The sequence below is a fragment of the Microbacterium algeriense genome (assembly GCF_008868005.1).
Taxonomy (GTDB): domain Bacteria; phylum Actinomycetota; class Actinomycetes; order Actinomycetales; family Microbacteriaceae; genus Microbacterium; species Microbacterium algeriense.
On sequence record NZ_WAAO01000001.1, the window covers coordinates 833,211 to 860,135 of the forward strand.

Genomic DNA, 26,925 nt, shown 5'->3' on the forward strand with positions numbered 1-26,925 from the left:
ATATAACAGCCATATCGGCCGGTTTTGGCTGTCATATCGCGACGGGAGCGGGGTCAGTCCCGCCAGGAGTGGCGGGGGGCGTATCCGAGGAGGCGGCGGGCCTTGGCGATCGAGAGCAGGGTCTCGTTCGGAGCGAAACCGGCCTTGATCGGCACGTCGGGGAACACCTCGGCGAGCAGCTCGTCGTTCGGCCGCGACATCACGGTGTCGGCGGCCGCGATGATGAACCGGTCGAATCCGGCGGGGGCGACCTCCAGGGCGCGCTGCACCGCCTGGGCGCCGTCGCGGGCGTCGATGTAGCCCCAGAGGTTCCACTTCCGCAGCGTCGCGTCGGCGTCGAACGACGGGAACTCCGCGTAGTCCTCCGGATCCATCACGTTCGAGAACCGCAGAGCCGTGATGGAGAGGTCGGGATGCCAGCGCACCAGCTCGGTCGCCAGCTGCTCCTCGAGCGTCTTCACGAGCGAGTACACGGATTCCGGGCGGGCCGGGTAGTCCTCGTCGACGGGCACGTAGGGCGGAGGGACGTCGAACGGCAGGCCGAGGACCGTCTCGCTCGACGCGTACACGATGCGGCGGATGCCGAGCCGGACCGCCGCCCAGAAGACGTTGAACGTGGCGGGCATGTTGTTGTGGAAGGTCGCGACGTCGGAGCGGATGCCGGGGGCCGGGATCGCGCCGAGATGCACCACCGCGTCGATGCCGTCGTGCCGATCGCCCACCGCCGTGAAGGCGTCGACGACCTGGCCGTAGTCGGTCAGATCGACCTGCACGAAGTCGGGGCCGCGGGTGCCCGTGATGTCCATGCCGATGACGTCGTAGCCGTTCGCGCGGAGTTCCCGTGCGACGACGCGGCCGAGCTTGCCGGATGATCCCGTGAGAGCGATGCGCATGTCACCAGAGTGCCACGCCGGCGGCCGGGCGGCTCCGGTCGTCGTACACTCGTCCGCGTGAGCGACACCAGCAGCGGCCGGCCCCGACCCATCGGTGTGCGCGACGTCGCCGCGCGCGCCGGCGTCTCGCGACAGACCGTGTCGCGCGTGCTGAACGATCATCCGGATGTCGCCGCGGAGACCGGCGACCGCGTGCGCGCCGCGATGGCGGAGCTCGGCTACCGGATGAACAACGCCGCGCGCGCTCTCGGCACCCGACGCTCGCGGACCCTCGGCGTGCTGGCGTCGGACGCGCTGCAGTACGGTCCGTCGCGCAGTCTCGCGGCGCTCGAGGCCTCGGCGCGTGAGGCCGGGTACTGGGTGAGCGCCGCATTCGCCGACGCCGCGGATGCCGTCGCGGTGGTGGCGGCGGTCGATCATCTCGTCGTGCAGGGGGTCGAGGGGATCGTGGTGGTCGCGCCGCACGCGCAGACTCTTGAGGCGCTGGGCGGGCTGCGCATCGAGGTGCCCGTGGTGACGCTGCATTCCGCGGGGCTCGGTGCCGCGGGGCTGTCGGTGGACCAGGTCGCCGGCGCGCGGCTGGCGGTCGGTGCGCTCGCCGACGCGGGGCACACGCGCATCGCGCATCTCGCCGGCCCAGCGGACTGGCTGGAGGCGGAGTCCCGTGCCGACGGTTTCGCCGCGGAGCTCGCGGCCCGCGGTCTGACGCCGGGGCCGGTGATCGCGGGGGACTGGTCGGCGGGATCCGGTTACGCGGCCGTCGATGCCGTGCGCGACGCGGGTGTCACCGCGGTGTTCGCGGCGAACGACCAGATGGCGCTCGGGTTGCTGAGCGCGCTGCACGCGGCGGGGCTCGCGGTGCCGGGCGACGTGAGCGTGGTCGGGTTCGATGACACCCCGGATGCGGCGTTCTACTGGCCCGCGCTCACGACCGTCCGCCAGGACTTCGACGAACTGGCGCGGCGGGCCGTCGCCGCCGCGATCGGCGGATCGGATGCCGCGGCATCCACCCTCCCCCCGGTGGCCCCGGTCCTGGTCCCCCGCGCCTCCATCGCCCCGCCTCCCCCCTCCTGACCCCCTCCCCCTCCCCCCTCCCTCCCTTCGGCGCCGAGTGCACGGCTTGCTGCCGAGTGCACGGCTTGGCAACGCGGCGAACCCGTGCACTCGACGCGAAGCCGTGCACTCGAGGTCGAACGGCGGGGTGGTTGCGCGGGAGGCGAGGGCGTGGGAGACTTCCGTGACCGGTCACAGTGGCCGGGATCCGAGACCTCGAGGCAGCTGTGAGCAACGACGCCCCCACCTTCGAACCCGCCGTCGAACGCGCGATCGCCGACGTCCGCGCCGATGTCGCCCGTCTGCACGGCGAGCTGGTCCGGTACGGCCTTGTCGTCTGGACCGGCGGCAACGTGTCGGGCCGCGTCCCCGGCGCCGACCTCTTCGTGATCAAGCCGTCCGGCGTGAGCTACGACGAGCTGACGCCGGAGAACATGATCCTGTGCGACCTGGACGGAACCGTGATCCCCGGCACGCCCGGCAGCGACCGCTCCCCGTCGAGCGACACCGCGGCGCACGCCTACGTCTACCGGCACATGCCCACCGTCGGCGGCGTCGTGCACACGCACTCGACCTACGCCGTCGCGTGGGCGGCGCGCGGTGAGGAGATCCCCTGCGTGATCACCGCCATGGCCGACGAATTCGGCGGTCCGATCCCGGTCGGCCCCTTCGCGATCATCGGCGACGACTCCATCGGGCGTGGCATCGTCGAGACGCTCGACGGTCACCGCTCCCGTGCCGTGCTGATGCGCAACCACGGACCGTTCACGATCGGCGCCGATGCGAAGGATGCCGTGAAGGCCGCCGTCATGGTGGAGGACGTCGCCCGGACGGTCCACCTCGCGCGCGAGGCCGGCCCCCTCGTGCCGATCCCGCAGTCCGCGATCGACAGTCTGTACGACCGCTACCAGAACGTGTACGGCCAGAGCGAGGACAGCCGCCGATGACCCTGCAGCGACCGTCGGGGACACCGGCCGACGACATCCGCGCCGGCCGCACGAGCCTCGGCATCGAGCTCGGCTCCACCCGGATCAAGGCGTGCCTGATCGGCGGCGACGCCACAGAAGTGCTCGCCACGGGCTCCTTCTCCTGGGAGAACCGGCTCGAAGACGGCCGCTGGACCTACGCGCTCGACGACGTGTGGACGGGGATCCGCTCGGCCTACGCGGCGCTGATCGACGACGCGGACCAGCGGCACGGCGTCCGCCCTGACACATTCGGCGCCATCGGCATCTCGGCCATGATGCACGGGTACCTCGCCTTCGACGAAGCGGGCGAGCTGCTCGTGCCGTTCCGCACCTGGCGCAACACGAGCACCGGCAGGGCGTCCGCCGAGCTGGGGGAGCTGTTCGGCGTGAACATCCCGCTGCGCTGGTCGATCGCCCACCTGCATCAGGCCGTGCTCGACGAGGAGGCGCATGTGCCTCGCATCGCGAGCATCAACACGCTCGCGGGCTTCGTGCACCACGCGCTGACCGGCGAGCGCGTGCTGGGGGTCGGAGACGCCTCGGGCATGTTCCCGATCGACGCGACCACCGGCGGGTACGACGAGCGGATGCTGCGCGCCTACGACACCCTCGCCGCCGGGCGGCTCCCGGCCCCGGTCGATCGACTGCTGCCCACCGTCCTGTCCGCCGGCACGCCCGCCGGGGTCCTCACCGTCTCCGGTGCCGCCCTGCTCGACCCGAGCGGTGCGCTGCGCCCCGGCATCCCGCTGTGCCCGCCGGAAGGCGACGCCGGCACCGGCATGGTCGCGACGAACTCCGTCGCCCCGCGCACCGGCAACGTCAGCGCGGGCACCAGCATCTTCGCCATGGTCGTGCTGGAGCGACCGCTCGCGGCGGTGCATCATGAGCTCGACCTCGTCACCACCCCGGCGGGGGATGCCGTCGCCATGGTGCACTGCAACAACGGCGCCAGCGAGCTCGCCGCCTGGGTCGGGCTGTTCACCCGCTTCGCATCCGCCTCCGGGACTCCGGTGAGCGACGATGCCGCCTTCGACGCGCTGCTCCGCGAGGCCCTGGCGGGCGAGGCGGATGCCGGCGGCCTGATCGCCTACAACCACCTCGCCGGCGAGCCGATCGCCGGTCTGATCGAGGGGCGCCCGCTGTTCGTGCGCACCCCGGACAGCGCCTTCACCCTCGCGAACGTCATGCGCGCCCAGATCTACGGCGTCTTCGGCACGCTCGCGATCGGCATGCAGGTGCTCGCCGGCGAGGGCGTGCGCCTCGACCGGATGTTCGCGCACGGCGGTCTGTTCCGCACCGCCGGAGTGGCGCAGCGGTTCCTGGCCGGCGCCCTCGACGCGCCTGTCGCGGTCGGCGAGCTCGCGGCCGAAGGCGGAGCCTGGGGCATCGCCGTGCTCGCCTCCTACCTCGCGCACGCCGACGGATCCTCGCTGGCGGAGTATCTCGATCGGGAGGTGTTCGCCACGGCCGACCTGTCCATCGCGGAACCCGACCCGGACGACATCGCCGGCTTCGCCGCCTACCTGGACCGGTATCGCGCGGGCCTGGCCGTCGAGGCGGCGGCGATCGATGCGCTCTGACGCTTCGACAAGCTCAGCGACCCATCGTGGGGGCTCAGCGACCCATCGTGGGGGAGCGGCGGCCCCTTGTGGGGGCTCAGCGACCCATCGTGGGGGCTCAGCGACTCATCGTGGGGGCTCAGCGACCCACGGTGGGGGACCGGCGACCCCTTGCGGGGGTTCAGCGACCCATCGTGGGGGCTCAGCGACCCGACCTCATTCGAAAGGCAGCTCATGACACTCACCACCTCCCTCGACGGCTACGAGGTCTGGTTCCTCACCGGGAGCCAGCACCTCTACGGACCCGAGACGCTCGCCCAGGTCGCGACCCAGTCGCAGGAGATCGCCCGCCTGCTCGACGCATCGTCCGAGGTGCCGGTCACCGTCGTCTGGAAACCGGTGCTGACGGATGCCGCAGCCATCAAGCGCACGGCACAGGAGGCGAACGCCGACGACCGCGTCATCGGCCTCGTCGCGTGGATGCACACCTTCAGCCCGGCGAAGATGTGGATCGCAGGGCTCGACGCGCTGCAGAAGCCGCTCGCGCACCTGCACACGCAGGCGAACGTGGAGCTGCCGTGGGCCGACATCGACTTCGACTTCATGAACCTCAACCAGGCGGCGCACGGCGACCGGGAGTTCGGCTACATCCAGACGCGCCTCGGAGTGCCCCGCAAGACCATCGTCGGGCACGCGTCCGACCCGCGGCTGCAGCGGGAGCTCGGCACCTGGCAGCGTGCGGCTGCCGGGCTCGCGGCCGCCCGCGACCTCAAGCTCGCCCGCTTCGGCGACAACATGCGCTTCGTGGCGGTGACCGAGGGGGACAAGACCGAGGCCGAGCTGCGCTTCGGGGTGCAGGTCAACACCTGGGGCGTGAACGAGCTGGCCGAAGCCGTGGCCGCGGCATCCGAGGCGGACGTCGATGCGCTGATCGCCGAGTACGAGGAGCTGTACGAGGTCGTGCCGGAGCTGCGGCGCGGCGGCGACCGTCATCAGTCGCTGCGCGACGGAGCGGCGATCGAACTCGGGCTGCGGTCCTTCCTGGAGGAGGGCGGCTTCGGGGCGTTCACGACCTCGTTCGAAGACCTGGGTGCGTTGAAGCAGCTGCCCGGTCTCGCGGTGCAGCGCCTGATGGCGGAGGGGTACGGCTTCGGCGCCGAGGGCGACTGGAAGACGGCGATCCTCGTGCGCGTCGCGAACGTCATGGGCGCGGGGCTGCCCGGTGGGGCGAGCCTCATGGAGGACTACACCTACGACATGACGCCCGGCGACGAGCTCATCCTCGGCGCGCACATGCTCGAAGTGTCGCCCTCGCTGACGACGGCCACGCCGACGCTCGAGATCCACCCGCTCGGCATCGGAGGCAAGGACGACCCGGTGCGGCTGGTCTTCACGGCCGACCCCGGCCCCGCGGTCGTGGTCGCCCTCAGCGACATGCGCGACCGGTTCCGGCTCACCGCCAACGTCGTGGAGAACGTCGAGCCGCGCGCCGCGTTGCCGAATCTCCCGGTCGGTCGTGCCGTGTGGAAGCCGCAGCCCGACTTCACGACCTCCGCCGCCGCCTGGCTCACCGCGGGTGCGGCGCATCACACGGTGATGTCGACAGCCGTCGGGCTCGAGGCCTTCCGCGACTTCGCCGAGATGGCCGAAGTCGAGCTCCTGGTGATCGATGACACCACGACGCTCCCCGAGTTCCAGAAGCAGGTGCGGTGGAACCAGGCGTACTACCGACTGGCGCAGGGGCTGTGACCTCCGACCGGCCGCGGTCGGGGCGGCAGCTGCGGATCGCGGCACACGGATATGAGGCCGTGATCGCGAGCGTCGGTGCGTCGCTGCGGAGCCTGACCTTCCGAGGACGAGACCTCGTCGTGCCCTTCGACGCCGACGAGGTGCGCCCTGGCTACCGCGGGACGACGCTCGCTCCCTGGCCCAACCGGATCGTCGACGGGGAGTACGAGTTCGGCGGACTGCGGCATCGGCTGCCGCTCACCGAACCCGAACGCGGGCAGGCCCTGCACGGACTCCTCGCCTGGGCCGAGTACGCGGATCGCCTCGTCGAGGACGACCGCGTCGTGCTGGCGGCGGTGATCGAGCCGCAGACGGGATACCCCTTCCGCGTCGAGGTCGAGACCGAGTATCGCGTCGACGAGAACGGCCTGCAGCAGACCGTGACGGCGCGCAACGTCGGAGCGGATGCGGCGCCGTGGGGCACCGGCCCGCACCCGTACCTCGTCGCCGGGCCGTCGCCCCTCGACGCGTGGACGATGCTGCTCCCGGCATCCGAGGTCCTGACCGTCACGCCCGACCGTCTCAGCCCGGTGGAGCGCGAGCCCGTGGAGCGGCATCCGCACTGGGACTTCCGCACGGAGCGGGAGATCGGCGACGTGTTCATCGACCATGCGTTCACGGGCCTCGCACGGACCGAGGGGGTGGCCGAGGTGCGCGTGACGGCTCCGGACAGCTCCGGCGTCGCGATGACCTGGGACGAGCGATGCCCGTGGGTGCAGGTGCATACGGCGGACACGCCCTCCGTCCCGTCGACGCATCGGATCGGACTCGCTGTCGAGCCGATGACCTGTCCGCCGGATGCCTTCAACTCCGGTACCGACCTCATCGTCCTCCCTCCCGCTTCGTCTTCCGCCGCCTCCTGGGTGATCGCGGCCATCTAGACCTGTTCCGGTCGCGATATTCCATCGATCTGCCGGTCGGATCGATGGAATATCGCGACCGGAGCGGGTCAGAGAGCCCGGCGGACACGGGCGATCAGGTCGTCGGGGCGGCGGAGGAGGGGAGCGGTGACGTCGATCACCGTCCAGCCGGCGGCACGGAAGGCGGCGATCCGCTCCACGTCGGCGGCCCAGGAGGCGCCGTGCAGCATGCCGTGGTACTCGACGATCACCCGCCGGCTTGCATAGACCAAGTCCGCGCAGCCGAGGAAGCGGCCCTCGTGGTAGATGTCGACGTTGAGCTCGGGTTCCGGCAGGCCGGCCCCCAGGAGCACGCAGCGCACAGCGCTCTCCCGCGGTGACCAGGAGTCCTCGCGGATCCACTCGACCGCCTGCCGGAGGCGTCCGATCCCGAGCCGGCGCCCTGATCCCGTCGCGGCCCGCAGTTCGTCGATCGTCGCCAGCGGAGCCCTCCCCGGCGTCGGCCGGCCTCGTCCCTGCCGCCAGACGCGGCAGAAGTAGTCGCCGAGCGCGACGAGATCGACGACCGACAGCGCTCCGAGGCTCGCCCAGGTCGTCGCGGGCGTCGCCAGGCGGATGCCGTCGTGCTCGGTGGCGAAGGTCCGGTCCGCTCGTCCGCGGTGGCGTGCGACCCCGGTCGTGCGAGGGAGGGGGCCGTCGCCGATCACGGTCACGTGCACCGGCAGGTTCGAAGCCTCCGCGATCCGGTCGTCGGGGCCGAACGCGAGCGGAAGGGGCCCGCCCCACAGTGCTGCGGCCGACTCGTGGCTGATGTGCTGGGAGTCCGGCATCCGTCGCGCGTAGAGTCGTGCTCTCTCCGTCCGCGCCCGCCGCTGCCGGAGGTAGGGGTCGTCCGGTTCGGGGTCCGACGGGTCGGGGTCGATGCGCGCACGGAGTCCGGGGAACGGGATCTCGAGGTCCCTCCCGTGCAGCCGGCCGCGCCCCACGCCCGCCCCGTGCGCCTCGTGCACGTCGAACACGTCGCCGAGCTGGTCTGGAAGGAGGATTCTGCGTCCCATCCCTCCACCCTCCCCGCCCCTTTTCCTGCTCCGTCTGGTTTATCCCCAGGGTTTGCCCACTCCGGTCGCAGTATTCCAGCGATACCGGCCCTGGATCGATGGAATATCGCGACCGGAGCGCCAAACGAACGGCAGTTGGGGAGGAGTGGTGAGGGGTGGTGGGGGGTCAGAGGGTGGCGGCGGCCTGGCGGGCGGCGCCGAGGGCGACGTACTCGGCCGCGTCGGGGACCTCGACCGGGATGCCGAGCACCTGCGGAGCGATCGCCCGCACCGCGTCCGACTGCGCACCGCCGCCGATCAGCAGCGCGCGGCGCAGGGGCACCCCTTCCGCGCGCAGGGCGTCGAGGCCGGCGCCGAGGCCGGACAGCATCCCCTCGACGGCCGCGCGCGCGAGGTTCTCGCGGGTGGTCGAGGCGAGCGTCATCCCGGAGAGCGTTGCCGTGGCATCCGGGAGGTTCGGGGTGCGCTCTCCCTCGAAGTACGGCACGAGCGCGAGGCCGTCCGCCCCGGCCGGCGCGTCCAGGGCGAGGCGGCTGAGCTCGTCATGGTCGACGCCGAGAAGCGCGGCCGTGACGTCGAGCACGCGCGCGGCGTTGAGGGTGCACACGAGCGGGAGGAAGTGCCCGTCGGCCGAGGCGAACCCCGCGATGATCCCGGAGGCATCCGCCGACGGCGTCTCCGACACCGCGAAGACCGTCCCGCTCGTGCCGATCGACACCACGACGTCTCCGGGTCCTGCCCCGAGCCCGAGGGCGGCCGCCGCGTTGTCGCCCGCGCCGGCCGCGACGCGCCGGCCGTCGGCATCCGTCACCCATTCGTCGGGGCCGAGCACCCCGGGCAGGATCGCGTCGTGGCCGAGCGCGGCGCGGAGCAGCTCGCGGTCGTAGTCGCCGGTCGCGGGGCTCCAGTATCCGGTTCCCGATGCGTCGGATCGGTCGGTGACGAGCTCATCCAGCACCGGGCCGCGGGTCGCGCCTTCGGCGCCGTCCGGACCGAAGCCGCGCAGCCGCCAGGTGAGCCAGTCGTGCGGCAGGGCGATCGCGGCCACGCGCGCCGCGTTGTCGGGTTCGGCGTCGCGCAGCCACCGCACCTTCGAGATCGTGAAGGACGCCACGGGCACGACGCCGGTGCGGTCGGCCAGCTCCTGCGCCCCGAACGCGTCGACCAGCGCGGACGCGGCGCCCGCCGAGCGGGTGTCGTTCCACAGCAGGGCGTCGCGGATCACCGCCCCGGAGGAGTCCAGGGCCACCATGCCGTGCTGCTGCCCTCCGATCGACCACGCGGCGATGTCGTCGAGCCCGCCGGCCTCGTCGATGGCCGCCCGCAGTGCGATCCACCACGCTTCCGGGTCGACCGCCGTGCCGTCGGGGTGCGCAGCGCGTCCCGTCCGCACGACGGCTCCCGTCTCGGAGTCGAGGACGACGACCTTGCAGGACTGCGTCGAGGAGTCGACGCCGAGAACGAGAGCCATCGACGGATCAGCGCGCGCCGAGCAGGTGCTCGGTGGCGAGCTGCTGCAGCCGGACGAATCCGAACCCCTTGCCGCCGAGGTACGCGTCGGCGTCGAAGTCCTCGTAGGCGCTGCGGTCGGCGAGGAAGGCCTCGTAGCCCTCGCCCTCGTCCAGCGTCGGCGTCGAGAGCTCGGCGACCTTCGCGGCGGCCAGCGCCTCCTGCACCTCGGGGTCGGCGCGGAAGGCCGCGGCGCGCTCCTTCAGCAGCAGGTAGGTGCGCATGTTCGCGGCGGCCGATTCCCACACGCCCGTCTCGTCCTCGGTGCGCGAGGGCTTGTAGTCGAAGTGGCGGGGGCCGTCGTAGGCCGGAATCGGCTGGGTCCCCGAGCCTGTCGAGGGGCCGCCGTTCTCGAGCAGGTCCACGAGCGAGAAGGCGTTGTGCAGGTCGCCGTGGCCGAAGACCAGATCCTGGTCGTACTTGATGCCGCGCTGACCGTTGAGGTCGATGTGGAAGAGCTTGCCGTGGTACAGCGCCTGCGCGATGCCGGCGGTGAAGTTGAGCCCGGCCATCTGCTCGTGTCCGACCTCGGGGTTCACGCCGACGAGCTCCGGCCGCTCGAGCGAGTCGATGAAGGCGATCGCGTGGCCGAGGGTGGGCAGCAGGATGTCGCCGCGGGGTTCGTTCGGCTTCGGCTCGATCGCGAACCGGATGTCGTAGCCCTTGTCGGTCACGTAGTCGCCGAGCAGGTTCACGGCTTCGCGGTACCGCTCGAGTGCGGCGCGCACGTCCTTGGCCGAGTCGTACTCCGCGCCCTCGCGGCCGCCCCACATGACGAAGGTCTTGGCGCCGAGCTCGGCGCCGAGGTCGAGCTGCCGGAACACCTTGCGCAGGGCGTAGCGCCGCACCTGGCGGTCGTTCGAGGTGAAGCCGCCGTCCTTGAAGACCGGAGCGCTGAACAGGTTGGTGGTGACCATCGGCACGACGAGGCCCGTGTCGGCGAGGGCGCCCTTGAGCCGGTCGATCTGGGTCTGGCGCTCGGCATCCGTCGATCCGAAAGCGAACAGGTCGTCGTCATGGAAGGTGAGGCCGTAGGCGCCGAGCTCTGCCAGCTTCTCCACCGCGTGCACGACGTCGAGGGCCGGACGGGTCGGACCGCCGAACGGGTCGGTGCCGTTGTATCCGATCGTCCAGAGGCCGAACGAGAACTTGTCTTCGCGGGTCGGGGTGAGGCTCATGATGCTCCTTCGCATGGTGGCGCGCGGCGGCGTGCGCACATATGTTGTGAGACACAACATATAACGCGGAGGCGGCGATGTCCAGGCTCCTAGACTGAGACGCCGAAGCGGAATGCGAGGACGATGTGACGGAATCCGTCGAGGCCGCGGCCCCCCGGGATGTCGGCGGCGGTGTGCGCGCGGGGAACCTCGCCCGCGTGCTGCGGCTCATCCACCGCGGAGGAGCGCAGTCACGGGCTCAGCTGACCGCCGCGACGGGCCTGAACCGCTCGACCATCGCCGACCTGGTGGCCGAGCTCGTCGCCGAGGGCTGGGTGGTCGAGCGCGATCCCGACCCGATCGGTCGGGTGGGACGCCCCTCGCCCGTGGTCGCCGCCTCTGCCCGGACGGTCGTGATCGCGGTGAACCCCGAGGTCGACGCCGTGGAGGTCGCCGCCATCGACCTGGGCCGACAGATCGTGGTGCGCGAGCGCATCGAGTCGGAGTCCGTGATCGGGGCCGCCGAGGTCGCCGATGTGGTGGGTGATGCGATCGAACGGTGGCGGCAGGGTGCGCTGTCGGACGCGCGACTCGTCGCGGTGGGCGTCGCCGTACCAGGACTCGTGCGGGCGGCCGACGGGCTCGTCCGCAACGCGCCGCACCTCGGATGGATCGATGCCCCGCTGAGCGCGCTGATCGCCGATCGGACCGGTCTGCCCGTGGCGGTCGGCAACGACGCGAGCCTGGGCGCCGTCGCGGAGCACCTGTTCGGGGCCGCTCAGGGCGTGGACGACGTCGTGTACCTGAACGGCGGGCCGTCCGGCATCGGCGGCGGCATCATCGTCCACGGGTCTCCCGTCGGCGGAGTGGGCGGATACGCCGGGGAGTTCGGTCAGAACCGGGTCGACGCGTCATCTGCGGTCGTCCTGGAGGATGTGGTCAGTCGGGCGAGGCTCCTGTCCGCGCTCGGGCTCCCCGCGGCGGACGATGCGACCCTCGGTGAAGCGCTCGCCGCCGCCGTCGAGGAAGACGCCGTGCATGCCGAGCTCCAGGGTCAGCGCGGCTTCCTCGCGCAGGCGATCGCCGATGCCGTGAACATCCTGAACCCCTCGGTCGTGGTGCTGGGCGGCTTCCTCGCGCAGCTCGAGGAGCTCGACCCCGAGGGCTTCGCGGCCGACGTCGCGGCCCGAGCGATGCCCGAGAACGTCGAGGGCCTGCGCATCCTCCCCGCTTCCCTGGCCGCCGACCGTCTCCTGCTGGGCGCCGCCGAGCTGTCCTGGACCGCTGCTGGCGTCATCTGACCCCGCTCCGGTCGCGATATAACAGCCAAAACCGGCTCAGGAGGCTGTTATATCGCGACCGGAGCGGGGGGACCGGACGACTGACGGATGATCAGCTCGTGCGAGGTGGCGATGGTGCGGGGCTCATCGCTCGCGGGGCGGAGGATGAGCGAGACCGCGTGCTGGCCCATGTCGAACATCGGGATGCGGGCGGTGGTCAGGGCCGGGGCGACGTCTGCGGCCACCGCGATGTCGTCGAACCCCACCACCGACATCTCCTCTGGCACGCGGATGCCGTGCTGTCGCAGCTCGCTGAGGATGCCGATGGCCATGGCGTCGTTGAGCCCCACGATCGCCGTGAGACCCCGACCGAGAAGCTCGCGGGCTCCGGCGATGCCGCCCTCCCGGGTGAAGGCCTGCGACACGACGGTCAGCTCCACGCCCGGCTCGTCCGTCCCCTCCCTGAGCCCGGCGATGCGGTCGGCCACGGTGTTGAGCTCGAGCGGTCCGGCGACGACCCCGATCCGACGGTGGCCGAGCTCGGCGAGATGCCGCCCGACCGATACGCCGGCGCGGTGGTTGTCGGGCAGCACGGCGTCGACCGGGAGGTAGTGGCGTCCGATCACGGCGACGCGACCTCCGGCGAGGGTGAAGTCCACGAGGGCGTCGGACATCCGCTGCTCGCGCTGGCTGTCGGCATAGCCCGACCCGGCGATGATGATCGACCCGATCCGCTGCCGCATCAGCGACTTCACCTGGGCGAGCTCGCTGTCGGGTGTGCGCTCGGCCTGCGCGATCTGGACCGATCGGTTCTCGAGCGTCGCGCTGCGGATCACGCCGCTGGCGATGTCGGAGAAGTAGGGGTCGCCGATCTCGTGCACGACGAGTCCGATCGTCGGGACCAGGCCGCCCGCGAGGCCTCTGGCGTGCATGTTGGGCTCGTAGCCGAGCTGCTGGGCGATGCCTCGCACATGCGCGGCGACCTCGGGGGAGATCCCGGATCCGCCGGACATCGCTCGCGACGCACTCGCCAGGGAGACGCCGGCGGCCTCGGCCACATCGATGAGTCGTGGCGCGCCCTCACGCTTCACGAAGCCTCCCCCTGAGGAGCAAGATCGACGCTGATTGCGCTGTAGGTTGCTCTTCGTTCTTCCGTCCCACTATAGTGGCGGAAGCGCTTACGAAAGCGCTTTCGCTACGATGACGTAGGAGACTCGGATGACTGCACCCAGACACGGTCGACGGATCGCTGCGGCGATCGGAACGCTTTCGATCGCCGCGCTCACGGTTTCGGCCTGTTCCGGAACCGGAGACCAGGGCGAGGGGGGTGGCTCCGACGATCCGATCGTCATCGGCATCTCCCTCCCCCTCACCGGCGACTTCTCGGAGCCGGGCAAGGGCGTCGAACGCGGCTACGAGGCCTGGCGCGACATCGTGAACGAGAACGGCGGTCTCCTCGGCCGGCAGGTCGAGCTGAAGATCCTCGACGACCAGTCCAACGCCGACCGCGTCGTCTCCGACTACGAGTCGCTGATCGCGCAGGACGGCGTCGACCTCGTGTTCGGCCCGTTCTCCACCCGGCTGGTCGTCCCCTCCGCCCGCGTCGCGCAGGAATACGGCATGCTCTTCGTCGAGCCGGCCGGAGCCGCGGAGGAGGTCTTCGAGCAGGGCTTCGACAACCTCTTCTACGCCGCGCCCGCGATCGCCAACGACCACTACAACAACCTCGCGGACTACCTGCTGGCCCTCCCGGAGGACCAGCGCCCGGAGACCGCGGCCGTCGCCGCCATGGACGACCCCTTCGCACAGGGCACGGCCTACGGCCTCCGGGACAAGCTGGAAGAGGCCGGGGTCGAGATCCTCGTGAACGAGGTCTACCCGCCCAACACCACCGACTTCTCCACGATCGCCGCGAAGATCGCCCAGTCCGACGCCGACATCGTTATCGGCGGCACCCAGTACCAGGACGCGGTGAACCTGATCATCGCGCTGCAGCAGCTGAACTACCAGCCCGAGCTCGCCGCGTTCTCCACCGCTCCGACCAACCCGGAGTTCGCCGCGGCCATCGGCGGGGCGACCGAGGGCATCCTCGCTCCGACGGGCTACTCGCCGAAGTCGCAGTTCCCCAGCAACGTCGAGTTCGTCGAGAAGTACACCGAGATGCACGGCAACCCGCCGTCGGAGGACGAGGCGAACGCGTACACGACCGGTCAGGTCGTCGCGGCGGCGGTCGAGGCCGTCGGCTGCGCCGAGCAGGGCGAATGCCAGCAGGAGCTCATCGACTGGCTGCGCGACAACGAGGTCGAGACCGTGGTCGGACCCCTCAGCTGGGACGAGACGGGCAAGCCCACCGGCGCCCACCTCATCCAGCAGTGGATCGACGGCGAGATCCTGATCGTCCTCCCCGAGGACGTCAAGGAAGCCGACTTCCTCTTCCCGAAGCCGACGTGGTGATCTGCACGTGAGTGGAGCACTGCTGCTGCAAAGCCTGATCCTCGGCGTCCTGCTGGGAGGGCTCTACGCCCTCCTGGCGGCCGGGCTCACGCTCTACTTCGGGATCATGCGCGTCGTCATGATCGCGCACTCGGCCTTCCTGATCCTGGCCGCCTACCTCGCGTGGTGGTTCAACAGGGAGACGGGCATCGATCCCCTCGTGTCGCTCATCGTCACGGTCCCGCTGTTCTTCCTGACCGGCGTCGTGATGCAGCGGCTGCTGGTGTCGAGGCTGAAGCCCCTGACGCTGACCATGATGTCGGTGCTGCTCACCTTCGCGGTGGCGCTCATCATCGAGGGGGCGCTCGGGTTCTTCTTCACCGGCACGCAGCGCCGCATCCCGCTGCCGTACGCGAGTGCGAGCCTCGACTTCTTCGGCGCGCAGGTGCCGGTGGTCAAGCTCATCGCCTTCGGTCTCGCGGCCGTGGCCCTCGCGCTGCTGTTCTCGCTGCTGAAGTACACGAAGTTCGGTCAGGCGCTGCGGGCGACGATCCAGCACCCGGAGGCCGCGCGCCTGGTCGGCATCAACACCGACCGCGTCGCCGGCTACGGCTTCGGACTGGGGCTCGCGACCGCCGCCATCGGCGGCACCGCGCTCTCGCTCGACGCGACGATCTACCCGTCGCTGCACTGGCACTGGATCGGCCCGCTCATGGCGATCATCGTGGTCGGCGGTCTCGGCAGCATCCCCGGAGCGGCCATCGCCGCGCTCGTCCTGGGGATCGCGCAGAGCCTGCTCCAGCTCCCGCTGGGGCCGACGTGGGCGCAGACGGTCTTCTACGTCGCCCTGTTCGCCACGCTCATGTTCCGTCCGCAAGGATTCTTCGGAGGTCGTCTTGCCCAGCGTTTCTAGCAGAGAGCCGATCGCCACCGAGACGGTCGTGGTCGCCCCGCCCGCCCCCGTGCGGCGGAAGTCGAGCAGGTGGGTGGGCCTCGTCCTCCTCGTGGTCGGCGCCGCCCTGGTGCTGTCCTTCCCGCTGGTCGCCCCGAACCCGTACATCCTGTCGGCGGGGGTCGTCATCCTCAACTACGCCGTGCTGTCGACGGGGTGGAACTTCATGGGCGGCTTCACCGGGTACATCTCCCTCGGCCATGCCGCGTACTTCGGCCTCGGCGCCTACGGCACCGGTCTGCTGATCAAGTACCTGGCGCTGCCCGGCTTCGTCGCCTGGATCCTCGCGGCGATCCTGGTCGTGATCATCGCGATCCCGATCGGCATCGCCGCCCTCCGGGTGCGCGGCGCCTCGTTCGTGATCGTCTCGATCGCCTTCGTGCTGATCATGCTGCTGGTGTTCCAGAGCTGGCGGGAGGTGACCGGCGGCTCGGAGGGACTCAACGTCCCCCGCCCGTTCGACGTGCTGCGTCCCGAGCATCACCGGATCTTCTTCTACCTGTTCACGGCGCTGCTGGCCTTCGCGCTGGTGGTGTGGTGGGTCATCGACCGGTCGAAGTTCGGCACCGCGCTCAAGTCGATCCGCGAGGACGAGGACAAGGCCCAGTCGCTCGGCGTCCCGACCACGCGGTACAAGCTGATCGCGTACGTGCTGTCCGCGCTGTTCGTCGCCCTCGGCGGCGGGCTCTACGCCCTGTGGTTCGGCGACCTGGATCCGATCTTCCAGTTCTCGATCCTGATCGGCTCGTACATGGTCCTGATGGCGCTGCTGGGCGGGGTCAGGAACCTGTTCGGACCGCTGCTCGGCGCCGTCGTGGTCGGCATCGCGCTCGAGTACTTCAAGCTCGAGTTCGGCGACACGCAGTTCCACCTCATCGCCACGGGCATCCTGCTCGGCGTGGTCGTGCTGTTCATGCCGGACGGGGTCATCCCCGCGGTGAAGGGCCTGTTCACCCGCAAGTCGGACCAGGCATCCATCCGCGAGGTCACCGCCGGCGAGCTGCTGGAGCAGAACAAGGCCAAGACGGCGGCCGCCGCCCCGCGCACCGCCGCCGCGTCGACAGAGGAGACGTCATCGTGAACGCCCCCACCGCACAGTCCCCGACCACCCTGGAGAGTCTGAGCACGGTCGAGATGACGAAGTCGTTCGGCGGCGTCACCGCGGTCGACGGCGCGACCGTCAGCTTCCGTGAGGGCAAGGTCAACGGTCTGATCGGGCCGAACGGCTCGGGCAAGACCACCTTCTTCAACTGCGTCACCGGGATGATCAAGCCGGACTCCGGTCAGGTCCGCTACCGGGGGCAGGAGATCACGCGCAAGTCGCCCGACCGGATCGCGCGCACCGGGATCGGCCGGAGCTTCCAGCTGTGCCGGGTGTTCCCGCGCATGACCGTGATGGAGAACCTGCTGGTGGCGGTGCGCAGTCCCAGCATCCGGCGCCAGCTGCGCTCGGCTCATGACCCGGAGGAGCTGGAGCGGGCGCGGGGATGGCTGCGCCGCGTCGGCATCGACCACCTGGAGCACGCCGAGGCGCGCAACCTCAGCTACGGCCAGCAGAAGCTGCTCGAGCTGGCCGGCGTGCTGATGGGCGAACCCGACACGATCATGCTCGACGAGCCGGCCGGAGGCGTGAACCCCGCTCTCATCGGACGCATCGCGACGCTCGTGCGCGAGCTCAACGAGGAGGGCAAGACCTTCATCATCGTCGAGCACAACATGGAGATGGTGATGAGCCTGTGCGATCACGTCGTGGTGTTCGACCGCGGGCGTCCGATCGCCGAGGGAACGCCCGAGATCATCCAGCAAGACCCGCGAGTCCTGGAGGCCTACCTTGGAGTCTGAAGCGAAGAACCTGCTGGAGCTGCGTGACATCGAGGCCGGTTACGGCCGGGCGGCTCTCGTGCTCCGCGGACTCACCGTGGAGGTGCCGCCCGGATCCGTGGTCTGCCTGGTCGGGCCCAACGGCGCCGGCAAGTCGACCGTGCTGAAGGTGGCCAGCGGCATGCTCAAGCCGCGGTCGGGCTCGATCCACGTCGACGGGCGCGACATCACCGGCGACGGCCCGCAGTCGATGCTGCGCAACGGGCTCGCGCACGTCCTCCAGGGGCACAGCGTGTTCCGGGAGATGACCGTGGGCGAGAACGTGATGCTCGGGGCGTTCACGCTGAAGGACCAGAAGGTCATCCAGGAGCGCGTCGAGTTCGTGCAGAACCTCTTCCCGATCGTGGGGGAGCGGTGGAAGCAGCTGGCCGGGCTCCTCTCCGGCGGACAGCAGAAGCAGGTCGAGTTCGCGCGCTCCCTGATGGTCAGCCCCAAGGTGGTGCTGCTGGACGAGCCGTCGATGGGACTCGACCCGAAGACCACCGAGAAGGTGTTCGAGCAGGTCGTGCGGATGCGCGATGCCGGAACCGCCGTGCTCCTCGTGGAGCAGAACGCCCGGAGGGCCCTCGAGACCGCCGACATCGGCTGCGTGCTCGACCTCGGTCGGGTGCACATCTCGGGACCGGCGTCCGAGCTGCTCGCCGATCCCACCCTCGCCGCCCTGTACCTGGGCGGGAAGCCCTCCGTGGCCGACGCGGGATGATCTCGGAGCGGGTGGGGGCTGCGGCCCCCACCCGCTCTTCTCCAGCCCACGACGAAAGCGCTTACTCACCTGGGAGGTCCCACCCCGCATCCCCGTCTTCCCCGCCGCAGTGCCGCCTCCGGGGAAGGAGCACGATCTGTCGGCACGACACCGCACGACGATGACGTTGAGAGGTTTCTGATGCACGAACGAACCATGCGACCGGCCCGCTCGAACGGACGATCGGAATCCCCGCCGACAGGAACCCGCCGCAGCCTTCGCGCCGCCGCCGTCGTGGCTGCGGTGACGGTGGCGGGAGCGCTGCTGACCACCGCGCCCGCCGCGGCCGCCGAGCCGTTCACGGAGCTGCTCGACTTCGAGGCGTATGAGCGCACCGCGCTGAACGGTCAGGACGGATGGGTGGCATCCGCCGCTCCTCGCGTGATCGCCGACCCCCTGAACGGGAACAACCAGGTGGTCGAGTCCGTCGGCGGCGGGCAGCAGTCGTATCGCGCCATCCCCGCGATCGCGGAGGGCGACACCGGAACCCTGTTCTTCCGGTTCCTCCGCACCGGCAGCGTCGACACCTCGTTCGGGCTCACCGACGTGGATGCACCCAACGACTACGTGAACAGTCGCGCGTACGTGAACAACCAGAACGACGACGTGCTGCGGGTGCGCGACGGCGGTGCCTTCAAGCCCGCCGGCGTGTGGTCGAAGGACGCGTGGCAGTGTGTCTGGATCGTCGCCGACAATGCGGCCGACAAGGTCACCGTGTACAGCCAGGGTGGCGCCTACGAGGAGCAGACCCGCCTCCCCGAGGGCACGGAGCAGCAGTTCGGCTTCCGGCAGGCCGTGAACGGCGCGCTCGACCGGTTCTTCTGGAAGAACGGGTCCTCCAGCGCCGGGCGCCTGCTGCTGGACGACGTCGCGGTCGACAACACCGGGGAGAACCTCGCGATCGCCACCGGCAACCCCGGCGACTGCGCTCCCGGCGGCACGGCGAACGAGCCGCTGCTCAACCCGCTTCCCGATCCCGCGCTCGCCGACCTCGGCATCGAGGTGACCGAGCTCGCGCAGCTGCCGAAGTCGCAGACGACCCCGGCCACGCAGGATCAGCGTCTCGTACGTCACAACCGGATCACCCACCTCGACGAGGTGCCGGACGGCTCCGGCCGCCTGATGGTGCCGGACAACAACGACATCCTCTACCTGGTCGACAAGGAGTCCGGTGCGTATGTGCCGTACCTCAACGTGCGGAACGAGTTCATCGACAACTTCCACAACAGCGCGGGACTCGGCACGGGGCTGGGGTCGGCCGAATTCCACCCCGACTTCGCCGAGAACGGTCTGTTCTACACGGTGCACACCGAGGGGGGAACGGCGCTGACCGAGGACACCCCGGACTTCCCGGCGTTCGGCAACACCGCGTTCCACAGCGTGATCACCGAGTGGAAGGCGAGCGATCCCTCCGCTGAGACCTTCTCGGGAACGCACCGCGAGATCATGCGGATCCCCTTCGCCGGTCGCGTGCACACCGTGCAGCAGATCGCGTTCAACCCGACGGTCGAGGAGGGTGACGCCGACTACGGCAACCTCTACATCCTCGTCGGTGACGGCGGCAACGGCGTCGGCAACGGCAACCCGCAGGACCTCGCCACCCCGCAGGGCAAGATCCTGCGCGTGAACCCGACCGGCGACGACAGCGAGAACGGCGAGTACGGCGTGCCGGGGGACAACCCGTTCATCGACGAGGCGGATGCGCTGCCCGAGATCTACGCCGTCGGCATGCGCGACCCGCACCGCATCAGCTGGGATCCGGAGGGCGAGCACACGATGTACCTCGCGCACATCGGCGAATGGCAGGTCGAATCGATCTACGCCGTCGAACCGGGGGACAACTTCGGCTGGTCGGTGCGCGAGGGCTCGTTCCTCGCCGACAACCGGCAGATCTTCCCGCTCCCGGCAGACGATGCGCAGTACGGCTTCACCTATCCGGTCGCCGCCTACGACCACAACCGCGACCCCGGCCAGACCGGAGACGCCGGAGTGGCCGTGAACGGCGGGTTCGTCTACCGCGGCGACATCCCCGAGCTGCAGGGGCGGTACCTCTTCACCGACCTCGTCCGCGGCTGGGTGCTGTCGACCGATGCCGACGAGATGGTGCGCAACGACGGCGACATCGACGACCTCGCCACGATCGAGGAGCTGCGGGTCTTCGCCGACGGTGAGGAGACCACGTTCCAGGAGCTGGTCGGCGACAAGCGTGTCGACCTGCGGTTCGGCTCCGATGCCGACGGCGAGCTGTACCTCGTGTCCAAGGCGAACGGAAAGATCTGGAAGGTCACGGGGGCGAGGACGGTGGATGAGCCGGTGTCGCCGTTCGTCCTGCCGGCGCTCGCCCCGAACCTCGTGGCGCACTACGACTTCGATCACCCGGACGCCGCGAAGCCGACCGTCGAGGTCGACCAGGGGCGCTCCGGCACCGACATCTCGCTGATCAACGGCGGCATCGAGATGCGCGTGGCCGATCGGGCCTATCCCGGATCCGGCGAGGCGCTGCAGACCCAGCAGATGAGTCCGCGCACCGCGTCGAACGACGACTGGAAGGCCGGCGTCTACGATGCCTCCGGCGTCGACTCGCTGGACGCGTTCGCCGGCACGGACAAGGCCGCGGTCATGGGATGGTTCAAGCCGACCGGCGACCACCCCGCGCTGAACTCCGGAACGGCGAATCCGGACGACGTGTACAACGCGATCGGCCTGGCCGGTGTGCTCACCGGCACCTCGGACGGACACGCGGTGCGGGCGCTGCTCGAGGTGATCACGGTCGACGGCGAGCTCAAGCTCGTCGCCCTCGGCCGTCGCGTCGACGGAGCCGGCTCCTGGACGTTCGCGGCCGACCTGCCGTGGGACGAGATCCTCGCGAAGGGGCAGTGGGTCCATCTCGCGGCGACCTTCGACTTCGCAGCGGGCGAGATGAAGCTGTTCCGGAACGGCGAGGAGCTCGCGGGGAAGTACACCGCGGCCAACCCCTGGGGTGAGGGCGTCACGTCCGACACCGCTCCGGCCGGGATCAAGATCGGCGGCAGCTTCCCGCAGAACACGCGCGAGGCCAACCCGTTCACCGGTCGCATGGACGACATCATGCTGCTCGACACCGTCCCGACGGCCGAGCAGGTCGCCGCGCAGTACGCGCTGTACGCCGTGCCGCCTGTGGAACCGCCCACCCCGCCGACCTGCACCCCGGACGGTCCCGTCATCACCGACGTGATGGCGGAGGACGACTGGGCGCCGCGGACGCCGGCGAAGTGGGACTTCCCCGGCGAGGAGGTGGTCCTCACGGAGGCGGGGACCAACCCGAACGACGGCATCCGTCGCCCGTTCGAGTACGCGGTCCTCACGGAAGGTGCGCCTCTGGGATCGTTCGACCTCAGCGCCCAGGTGCGCCTGGACGAGCGGGCGTCGGTGAACAACCGCGACGTGATCCTCGTCTTCGGGTGGAAGTCCGACACGGAGTACTACTACGCGCATCTGTCGCAGGACAACACGATCTACGCCCACAACGGCATCTTCAAGGTGAACAAGGCCGACCGGGAGCGGATCGACGACCAGTGGGACGGGTCGGTCGGGGCGCCGCCGGCGGTCACGGATGAGGAGTGGCACGACGTGCGCCTGGTCCGGTGCGCGGACAGCGGCGACATCGCCGTCTACGTGGACGGCCTCGACACCCCGCTGATGACCGCGAACGACAAGACCTTCACGGAGGGCCGGGTGGGCTTCGGCTCCTTCGACAACTTCGGGCGTCTGCGTGAGCTCTCGGTCACGACGGCGCCGACCGACACCACGGCTCCGGCCGTGACGGTCAAGAGCGGCGCGGAGTTCACGGTCGGCCGTGACGGCGTCTACAGCGCGGTGTCGTTCAAGCTGAACGACGCGGGCAAGGTCGACCGCCTGACGCTCAACGGCGTCGAGAAGGATCTGACGGACGACGTCTGGTCCGACCTGAACGGTGTGAAGCCCGGAGTGTTCGGTGCGGTCGCCGGAGCGAACACGCTCGTCGTGTACGACGCGGCGGGCAATGCGACGACGGTGCGCTTCACGCTCGACGTCACGGCTCCGTCGGTGACCGTGAAGGAGGGACCGGGACTCACGGCGGGGGCGGGCGGGACCTACAGCTCGGTGTCGTACAAGCTCCACGACGCCGGGAAGATCGACCGCCTGACGCTGAACGGCGTCGTGAAGGATCTGACGGACAACGTCTGGTCCGACCTCAACGGCGTCAAGCCCGGTGCCTTCGGTGCCGTGCTCGGCGCGAACACCCTGGTGGTCTACGACGTGGCCGGCAACGCCACAACCGTCGACTTCACCCTGACGGCGCCCTAGCCTCGCCGTTCCGGTCGCGATATGACAGCCAGAATCACCCCCTGAGCCTGTTATATCGCGACCGGAACCGGAGGAGGCCCGGGTACCCTCGGAGGCATGCGCCGTGTTCTCCTCGTGCCCCTCGTCCTCGCGATCGGTCTCCTCGCGGGCTGCGCCCAGGTGACGCAGATGGCGGGCGACGCGGTCGGCGTGGATGTCGCGGCGACCTGCACGACGATCGATGAGGCCTACGCGCAGTATCGGGCGCTCCTCGACCAGGGACAGGTCTCGGCGGAGCAGGCGGATGCCGCCCGCGATGAGCTCGTCGCGACGATGGACGGCGTGGCGAGCGACGTCGACGGCCAGCTCGGAGACCTCATCCGCTCGACGGCGGACCGGATCGCGGGGATGACCGACCTGCAGGCGCCCGAGAGCGTGGCGGCCGTCGAGCAGCTGAAGGACGCCGTCTCCGCGTTCTGCGGCTGACACCCGCCGTCGCCTTGTCAAGGCCCGCGTGCCGTCACGGCGCGCGTCGTATTTTGGAACACGACACACCGCATCGCCCCGTCTCCGGGCGGAGCGTCGACGTGACGGAACAGAGGAGGACGCCATGAGCGCCGGAACCGAACGAAACGACATCAGCTCCGAACCGTCTCCCGGCCCCGAGGAGAACGACAACCTGGGCGCCGAGGACGGCAAGGGCAACCCGCCCACCGTGCCCCCGAGCGGCCAGAACGACGCCGATGACGTCGCCGCGGAGGACCCGGACAGCGAGAGCTGACCTGAGCAAGACGCCGCTCAGTTGAGGCGTTCGGACAGATGGACGGTGACCTCGTCACCGTCCGCCCGTCCGATCCGGCGGCGGATGGCCGCGGTGATCGGCAGCTTGTGCGTGCCGTCGCCGAGTGCCATGAAAGCCCCGCGGAAGGGTTCGCCGTCGACGGTTCCGGCGACTTTCACCAGGCCTCGCGTGCCGAACACGGCGGCGGAGTCGGGGAGCTGGACGCAGGTCCAGGTGTCGCCCTCGCGGACTTTACCGAGGGTCGCGGTGAAGGTGATGTCGAGCGGTGTGGGTTCGGCCATGGCTCTCTCCTGTCGTGCGGTCGCGGATGCGTCGTGCGGTTCAGATGGAGAGGCCGACGAGGGCCCCGATGATGGTGAGCTTGATGACCCAGTCGAGCAGGTGGACGGCAGCCGCGGATGGCGCCGTGTTCTCGTGCACGATTCCTCCCATCAGGAGGATCAGCGGCAGCACCGACAGTGCGAGTCCGAGCGCCGCTCCCGATGCCGCGCCCTGCCAGCCGGCCGCCGCCATCAGCCCGGCGACCAGGCAGGAAGCGAGGAGGCTGCGCAGCAGGACCGACGCCATCTGCACGGCGACCGGGAGGCCGGGTCGAGGCGTGCTCGTGCGCGTGACGAGCGCGGAGACCGGCGGGACGGCGTACAGCGCAGCGCTGGCGATGAACGAGACGACAGTGGCGATGGCGATACCGAGGATGAACATGTGCAGCCTCCTTTAGTACTGGCTGGTACTCAAGGTAGGTCCTCGTTTTAAGACTGTCAAGTACTAAACTTGGATCATGGCCACAGAACTTCGACCCCGAGGGCGTCCCGCCGGATTGAACGGCGACGACCTCCTCGCCGTCGCGCGGGAGGTATTCCTGCAGCGCGGCTATCGCGGCGCGTCGATGGACGAGGTCGCCAGGCGCGCACGGATCTCGAAGGCGTCGCTGTATCGGGAGCACGCGTCCAAGAGCGCGCTGTACGCCGCCGTCGTCCACCACTGGACACTCGCCGGGCGCGATGCGATGCGACCGGCCCTGGAGCGACTTCGGGCGAGTGGCGACCTGCGCCGCGGACTCGTCGACCTCGCGGAGACGATGCGCGCCGGCATCCTCAGTCCGCCGGTGGTCGCGATGCGACGACTGGTCACCGCGGAGGCGCGGGAGCAGCCCGAGGTGGCGGCCACGTACCTCGAGGAAAGTTGGAACACCAATATCGGCAGACTGGCCGAGGCGCTCCGGGCTCTCGCGGACTCGGGACGCCTGCGCATCGAGGATCCTGCGTCGGCTGCCGAGCAGTTCACGTGGCTGGTCATCGGCGCTCCGTTGAACGCGCGGATGCTGGGCGGCGACGGGTCGGCCACCGGGGTCGACGCCGCCGTCGATCTCTTCCTCGCGGGGTACCGCGCGAACGCGTGATACGCGATCGTCGGGTTCCCGCAGTGCGGCTGCTCAGCTGAAGAGGGGCGTGAGGAAACGGCGCTCGTAGCGGCGGACGCACCGCGTGCGGCGGGCGAGCTCGAACGCGGCGAGACACTCGGGATCGACCATCGATGCCGACCGGTACGCCTCGTACTCCGCGAGCGAGGGGAAGGTGAACAGCGCGAACGCCTCGTCGCTGTCGCCCTCGCTGGGCAGGAAGTACCCGTGATGCGTGCCGCCGAGCTTGGTGACGAGGCGGATCCACTCGCGGCCGTACTCGGTGAAGGCGTCGAGCTGTTCGGGGTCGATCTCGTAGCGCAGGTGCACGGTGATCATGGAGGCTCCTTCGTCCTGGCGCCAGGTGCGGCCCGATGATTCTCGCCGATGCGCGCGTGTCGTCACCGCTGCTTCGGCCCTCATCGCGGGAAGTGGCGCGGATACGCGGAAGCTTGGCAGTTCCGTGCGGTCTGGCGCGCGGTCGGAGCCGCGCCCGGCCCGGTCGTCGCGGGCGGGCGAGAGTCGGGTGCAGACTGTGCGTGAGCATCCGGATCTGCCGAGGGGGAGGACCATGACGACCGAGCTGCCAGGTTCCGTCAGCGTGGTCATCCCGGTTCGCGACGACGCGCCCCTGTTGGAGCTCTGCCTGCGCGCGCTCGAGCGGCAGACGCATCCGCCCGACGAGATCGTCGTGGTCGACAACGGCAGCAGCGACGACACGGCGGCGGTCGCCGAGAGGTTCGGAGCCCGCGTGGTGACGGAGCCCATACCGGGGATCCCGCGTGCGGCGGCGGCCGGCTACGACGCGGCCACGGGCGACATCATCGCGCGGCTGGATGCCGACTCCCGCCCCGGCCCGGACTGGATCGCGCGGATCGCCGGCACGTTCCGCGATCGCCCCGACGTCGACTTCGTGACGGGGGAGCCGCGCTTCTACGGCTCCACCCGGCTCGTGCACTGGGCGGGGAGGCACCTGTACATCGGCGGCATGTACGCGGCGATGACTCCGCTCCTCGGGCACGCGCCCCTCTTCGGATCGAACATGGCGATGCGCTCCTCGAGCTGGCGGGCACTGAGCGGCGAGGTGCATCGCGAGGAGCGGAACATCCACGACGACTTCGACCTGTCGTTCCACGTGCGTCCGGAGATGACGGTGCTGCGGGACCGCGGTCTGGTCGTGGACGTGTCGGCGCGACCGTTCCAGGACTGGGCGTCCCTCCGGCGCCGGTTGAGCTACGTGGTCCCGACCGTCCGGCTGCACCTGCCGCAGGAGACGCCCCGGCGCCGTCGACAGGCGCGGCGTCAGGCGGAGTCGGCCATCCGCGGGTGACTCAGCGAGCGCGCGCGTAGAGGTCCAGGAGGTCGGCGGCCAGCTGGTGGGGCGTGGTCTCGCTCGGACTGTGGCCGGTCGCGTACGACCGGAAGTCGGCGTGGATCTCGCGCGCGTAGCGTTCGTGGGCGGCGAGGGGCCACAGGTCGTGCGAGCCTGCCGCGACGAGCTTGGGCACCGGGAGCGCCCGCACACCGTTGCGCAGATCGGGCGAGGCCATCATCAGTCCCACGATCTCGTCGACGCTGCGGCGGCTGGTGAACGCGAACCGCGAGCGCACGAACGCGAGCCGGCGCGGCGGCACCCTGTTCTTGTTCGTCACGATGCCCCAGATCATGAGCGCCGCCCCGCGGCGGGGACTCGCGATCGGGGCGAGCCGGCCCAGCCACTTCATGCTCGCGAAGACGTTGCCGGAGCCGGGAGGGGTGGTCAGGAGCGCGAGCGACAGCACGAGGTCAGGGCGGCGGACGGCGACGAGCTGCGCCACGGTGCCGGCGAAGGAGTAGCCGAGCAGATGTGCCGGAGCACCCGCTTCCAGGAAGGCGATGAGGTCGGCGATGAACAGCTCGTACGTGTACGCCGCGTTCGCGCCGGCCGCGGCGGATTCGTACTGTCCGGCGAGGTCGAAGGACTGCACGAAGTACCCGGCCTCGGCGAGGAGGGGGAGCACCAGCGCGAAGTCCTCCTTGGATCCGGTCGCCCCGGGCACGAGCACCACGCGGGGGTGCGTCGGGTCGCCGAGCGAGATCACGGCGAGCTGCCCGCTCGGCGCCGCGAACCGGGACGCGGTGGATCCGGCAGGCGGGATCGTCCAGTCGATGTCCCCGATGGCCGCATCCAGGGTCGCCGGGTCGGTGAGCGCTCGGCCGCTCCGCGAGTCTGTCGACACGCTGTCACCGTACTCCCCGAGCCTCGCTCGCAGAAGGCGCGCACGCCGTCCGCGGGGCGACGCATCC

25 protein-coding genes are annotated in these 26,925 nt (G+C 70.2%); 16 read left to right on the top strand and 9 right to left on the bottom strand.

Features of this window, described 5'->3' with window-relative positions:
- Positions 1 to 53: 53 nt before the first annotated feature.
- Positions 54 to 893, bottom strand: coding sequence for an NAD-dependent epimerase/dehydratase family protein (locus tag F6A08_RS03995; RefSeq protein WP_151458683.1), 840 nt, complete (start codon positions 891 to 893; stop codon positions 54 to 56).
- Positions 894 to 950: 57 nt separating this feature from the next.
- Here F6A08_RS03995 and F6A08_RS04000 point away from each other — a divergent pair, with 57 nt between their 5' ends.
- From F6A08_RS04000 to F6A08_RS04020, 5 genes are all read left to right on the top strand, one after another.
- Positions 951 to 1,967 carry a LacI family DNA-binding transcriptional regulator gene (locus tag F6A08_RS04000; protein WP_124896393.1) on the top strand — a complete coding sequence of 339 codons (1,017 nt, stop codon included), beginning with the start codon at positions 951 to 953 and terminating at the stop codon, positions 1,965 to 1,967.
- Between the two features lie 206 nt (positions 1,968 to 2,173).
- Positions 2,174 to 2,893 (top strand): L-ribulose-5-phosphate 4-epimerase, encoded by a 720-nt coding sequence (locus F6A08_RS04005; protein ID WP_017201746.1) that lies wholly within the window; start codon positions 2,174 to 2,176, stop codon positions 2,891 to 2,893.
- Complete coding sequence (locus F6A08_RS04010) at positions 2,890 to 4,494, top strand: xylulokinase (RefSeq protein WP_151458684.1); 1,605 nt, start codon at positions 2,890 to 2,892, stop codon at positions 4,492 to 4,494. The genes F6A08_RS04005 and F6A08_RS04010 overlap by 4 nt, the downstream gene beginning before the upstream one ends.
- 213 nt (positions 4,495 to 4,707) lie before the next feature.
- Entirely contained in the window at positions 4,708 to 6,222 is a 1,515-nt protein-coding gene (gene araA / locus F6A08_RS04015; RefSeq protein WP_151458685.1) for an L-arabinose isomerase, read from the top strand.
- Positions 6,219 to 7,142, top strand: a complete 924-nt coding sequence (locus F6A08_RS04020; protein ID WP_151458686.1) for an aldose 1-epimerase family protein — start codon at positions 6,219 to 6,221, stop codon at positions 7,140 to 7,142. Before araA ends, F6A08_RS04020 begins: the two co-directional genes overlap by 4 nt.
- A 68-nt stretch (positions 7,143 to 7,210) precedes the next feature.
- Here F6A08_RS04020 and F6A08_RS04025 read toward each other — a convergent pair whose 3' ends face one another.
- The 3 genes from F6A08_RS04025 to xylA all read right to left on the bottom strand — a co-directional run bounded on the left by F6A08_RS04025 (position 7,211) and on the right by xylA (position 10,866).
- Entirely contained in the window at positions 7,211 to 8,179 is a 969-nt protein-coding gene (locus F6A08_RS04025; RefSeq protein WP_151458687.1) for a hypothetical protein, read from the bottom strand.
- 166 nt (positions 8,180 to 8,345) lie between these two features.
- Positions 8,346 to 9,650 carry a xylulokinase gene (gene xylB / locus F6A08_RS04030; protein WP_151458688.1) on the bottom strand — a complete coding sequence of 435 codons (1,305 nt, stop codon included), beginning with the start codon at positions 9,648 to 9,650 and terminating at the stop codon, positions 8,346 to 8,348.
- Between the two features lie 7 nt (positions 9,651 to 9,657).
- Complete coding sequence (gene xylA / locus F6A08_RS04035; protein WP_017201741.1) at positions 9,658 to 10,866, bottom strand: xylose isomerase; 1,209 nt, start codon at positions 10,864 to 10,866, stop codon at positions 9,658 to 9,660.
- Positions 10,867 to 10,991: 125 nt separating this feature from the next.
- Between xylA and F6A08_RS04040 the strand changes: the two genes are divergently transcribed.
- Entirely contained in the window at positions 10,992 to 12,146 is a 1,155-nt protein-coding gene (locus F6A08_RS04040; protein ID WP_151458689.1) for an ROK family transcriptional regulator, read from the top strand.
- A 47-nt stretch (positions 12,147 to 12,193) separates the two neighbouring features.
- Here the strand turns inward: F6A08_RS04040 and F6A08_RS04045 are convergent, their stop codons facing one another.
- Complete coding sequence (locus F6A08_RS04045; RefSeq protein WP_151458690.1) at positions 12,194 to 13,216, bottom strand: LacI family DNA-binding transcriptional regulator; 1,023 nt, start codon at positions 13,214 to 13,216, stop codon at positions 12,194 to 12,196.
- A 127-nt stretch (positions 13,217 to 13,343) separates the two neighbouring features.
- Here F6A08_RS04045 and F6A08_RS04050 point away from each other — a divergent pair, with 127 nt between their 5' ends.
- The 8 genes from F6A08_RS04050 (at position 13,344) to F6A08_RS17620 (ending at position 23,219) form a co-directional block, all read left to right on the top strand.
- A complete protein-coding gene (locus F6A08_RS04050; RefSeq protein WP_192576678.1) occupies positions 13,344 to 14,579 on the top strand; it encodes an amino acid ABC transporter substrate-binding protein in 1,236 nt (411 codons plus the stop codon).
- A gap of 7 nt (positions 14,580 to 14,586) precedes the next feature.
- Entirely contained in the window at positions 14,587 to 15,471 is an 885-nt protein-coding gene (locus F6A08_RS04055; protein WP_151458691.1) for a branched-chain amino acid ABC transporter permease, read from the top strand.
- Positions 15,455 to 16,591 (top strand): branched-chain amino acid ABC transporter permease, encoded by a 1,137-nt coding sequence (locus F6A08_RS04060; RefSeq protein WP_225855724.1) that lies wholly within the window; start codon positions 15,455 to 15,457, stop codon positions 16,589 to 16,591. The genes F6A08_RS04055 and F6A08_RS04060 overlap by 17 nt, the downstream gene beginning before the upstream one ends.
- Positions 16,588 to 17,352: an ABC transporter ATP-binding protein gene (locus F6A08_RS04065; protein WP_225855725.1), complete on the top strand. Its 765-nt coding sequence runs from the start codon at positions 16,588 to 16,590 to the stop codon at positions 17,350 to 17,352. The genes F6A08_RS04060 and F6A08_RS04065 overlap by 4 nt, the downstream gene beginning before the upstream one ends.
- On the top strand, positions 17,342 to 18,094 hold the full coding sequence (locus F6A08_RS04070) for an ABC transporter ATP-binding protein (protein ID WP_124896384.1): 753 nt from the start codon (positions 17,342 to 17,344) through the stop codon (positions 18,092 to 18,094). Before F6A08_RS04065 ends, F6A08_RS04070 begins: the two co-directional genes overlap by 11 nt.
- Before the next feature lie 180 nt (positions 18,095 to 18,274).
- Positions 18,275 to 22,459, top strand: a complete 4,185-nt coding sequence (locus tag F6A08_RS04075; protein ID WP_225855726.1) for a PQQ-dependent sugar dehydrogenase — start codon at positions 18,275 to 18,277, stop codon at positions 22,457 to 22,459.
- A gap of 96 nt (positions 22,460 to 22,555) precedes the next feature.
- Positions 22,556 to 22,924 carry a hypothetical protein gene (locus F6A08_RS04080; protein WP_151458692.1) on the top strand — a complete coding sequence of 123 codons (369 nt, stop codon included), beginning with the start codon at positions 22,556 to 22,558 and terminating at the stop codon, positions 22,922 to 22,924.
- A gap of 124 nt (positions 22,925 to 23,048) precedes the next feature.
- Positions 23,049 to 23,219, top strand: a complete 171-nt coding sequence (locus F6A08_RS17620; protein ID WP_017201731.1) for a hypothetical protein — start codon at positions 23,049 to 23,051, stop codon at positions 23,217 to 23,219.
- 17 nt (positions 23,220 to 23,236) lie between these two features.
- On the opposite strand, the gene F6A08_RS04085 is transcribed toward F6A08_RS17620, so the two are convergent.
- Positions 23,237 to 23,521: a DUF1905 domain-containing protein gene (locus F6A08_RS04085; RefSeq protein ID WP_151458693.1), complete on the bottom strand. Its 285-nt coding sequence runs from the start codon at positions 23,519 to 23,521 to the stop codon at positions 23,237 to 23,239.
- 40 nt (positions 23,522 to 23,561) lie between these two features.
- Positions 23,562 to 23,942, bottom strand: coding sequence for a DUF1761 family protein (locus tag F6A08_RS04090; RefSeq protein WP_151458694.1), 381 nt, complete (start codon positions 23,940 to 23,942; stop codon positions 23,562 to 23,564).
- A gap of 76 nt (positions 23,943 to 24,018) precedes the next feature.
- Between F6A08_RS04090 and F6A08_RS04095 the strand changes: the two genes are divergently transcribed.
- The gene (locus tag F6A08_RS04095; RefSeq protein WP_124896380.1) at positions 24,019 to 24,639 is read left to right on the top strand and encodes a TetR/AcrR family transcriptional regulator; all 621 of its coding nucleotides are present in this window, start codon (positions 24,019 to 24,021) and stop codon (positions 24,637 to 24,639) included.
- 33 nt (positions 24,640 to 24,672) lie between these two features.
- On the opposite strand, the gene F6A08_RS04100 is transcribed toward F6A08_RS04095, so the two are convergent.
- Positions 24,673 to 24,978 (bottom strand): NIPSNAP family protein, encoded by a 306-nt coding sequence (locus tag F6A08_RS04100; protein WP_151458695.1) that lies wholly within the window; start codon positions 24,976 to 24,978, stop codon positions 24,673 to 24,675.
- Between the two features lie 232 nt (positions 24,979 to 25,210).
- Here F6A08_RS04100 and F6A08_RS04105 point away from each other — a divergent pair, with 232 nt between their 5' ends.
- Positions 25,211 to 25,969, top strand: coding sequence for a glycosyltransferase family 2 protein (locus F6A08_RS04105; protein WP_151458696.1), 759 nt, complete (start codon positions 25,211 to 25,213; stop codon positions 25,967 to 25,969).
- A 1-nt stretch (position 25,970) separates the two neighbouring features.
- Here the strand turns inward: F6A08_RS04105 and F6A08_RS04110 are convergent, their stop codons facing one another.
- Positions 25,971 to 26,858: an alpha/beta fold hydrolase gene (locus tag F6A08_RS04110; protein WP_151458697.1), complete on the bottom strand. Its 888-nt coding sequence runs from the start codon at positions 26,856 to 26,858 to the stop codon at positions 25,971 to 25,973.
- Between the last annotated feature and the right edge of the window lie 67 nt (positions 26,859 to 26,925).

Bases quoted from the DNA above. Each gene is read 5' to 3' on its own strand.
- F6A08_RS04105 (WP_151458696.1), top strand. From the start codon at position 25,211: ATGACGACCGAGCTGCCAGGTTCCGTCAGCGTGGTCATCCCGGTTCGC.
- xylA (WP_017201741.1), bottom strand. From the start codon at position 10,866: ATGAGCCTCACCCCGACCCGCGAAGACAAGTTCTCGTTCGGCCTCTGG.
- F6A08_RS03995 (WP_151458683.1), bottom strand. From the start codon at position 893: ATGCGCATCGCTCTCACGGGATCATCCGGCAAGCTCGGCCGCGTCGTC.
- F6A08_RS04085 (WP_151458693.1), bottom strand. From the start codon at position 23,521: ATGGCCGAACCCACACCGCTCGACATCACCTTCACCGCGACCCTCGGT.
- F6A08_RS04080 (WP_151458692.1), top strand. From the start codon at position 22,556: ATGCGCCGTGTTCTCCTCGTGCCCCTCGTCCTCGCGATCGGTCTCCTC.
- F6A08_RS04075 (WP_225855726.1), top strand. From the start codon at position 18,275: ATGCACGAACGAACCATGCGACCGGCCCGCTCGAACGGACGATCGGAA.
- F6A08_RS17620 (WP_017201731.1), top strand. From the start codon at position 23,049: ATGAGCGCCGGAACCGAACGAAACGACATCAGCTCCGAACCGTCTCCC.
- F6A08_RS04025 (WP_151458687.1), bottom strand. From the start codon at position 8,179: ATGGGACGCAGAATCCTCCTTCCAGACCAGCTCGGCGACGTGTTCGAC.
- F6A08_RS04090 (WP_151458694.1), bottom strand. From the start codon at position 23,942: ATGTTCATCCTCGGTATCGCCATCGCCACTGTCGTCTCGTTCATCGCC.
- xylB (WP_151458688.1), bottom strand. From the start codon at position 9,650: ATGGCTCTCGTTCTCGGCGTCGACTCCTCGACGCAGTCCTGCAAGGTC.
- F6A08_RS04100 (WP_151458695.1), bottom strand. From the start codon at position 24,978: ATGATCACCGTGCACCTGCGCTACGAGATCGACCCCGAACAGCTCGAC.
- F6A08_RS04095 (WP_124896380.1), top strand. From the start codon at position 24,019: ATGGCCACAGAACTTCGACCCCGAGGGCGTCCCGCCGGATTGAACGGC.
- araA (WP_151458685.1), top strand. From the start codon at position 4,708: ATGACACTCACCACCTCCCTCGACGGCTACGAGGTCTGGTTCCTCACC.
- F6A08_RS04010 (WP_151458684.1), top strand. From the start codon at position 2,890: ATGACCCTGCAGCGACCGTCGGGGACACCGGCCGACGACATCCGCGCC.
- F6A08_RS04050 (WP_192576678.1), top strand. From the start codon at position 13,344: ATGACTGCACCCAGACACGGTCGACGGATCGCTGCGGCGATCGGAACG.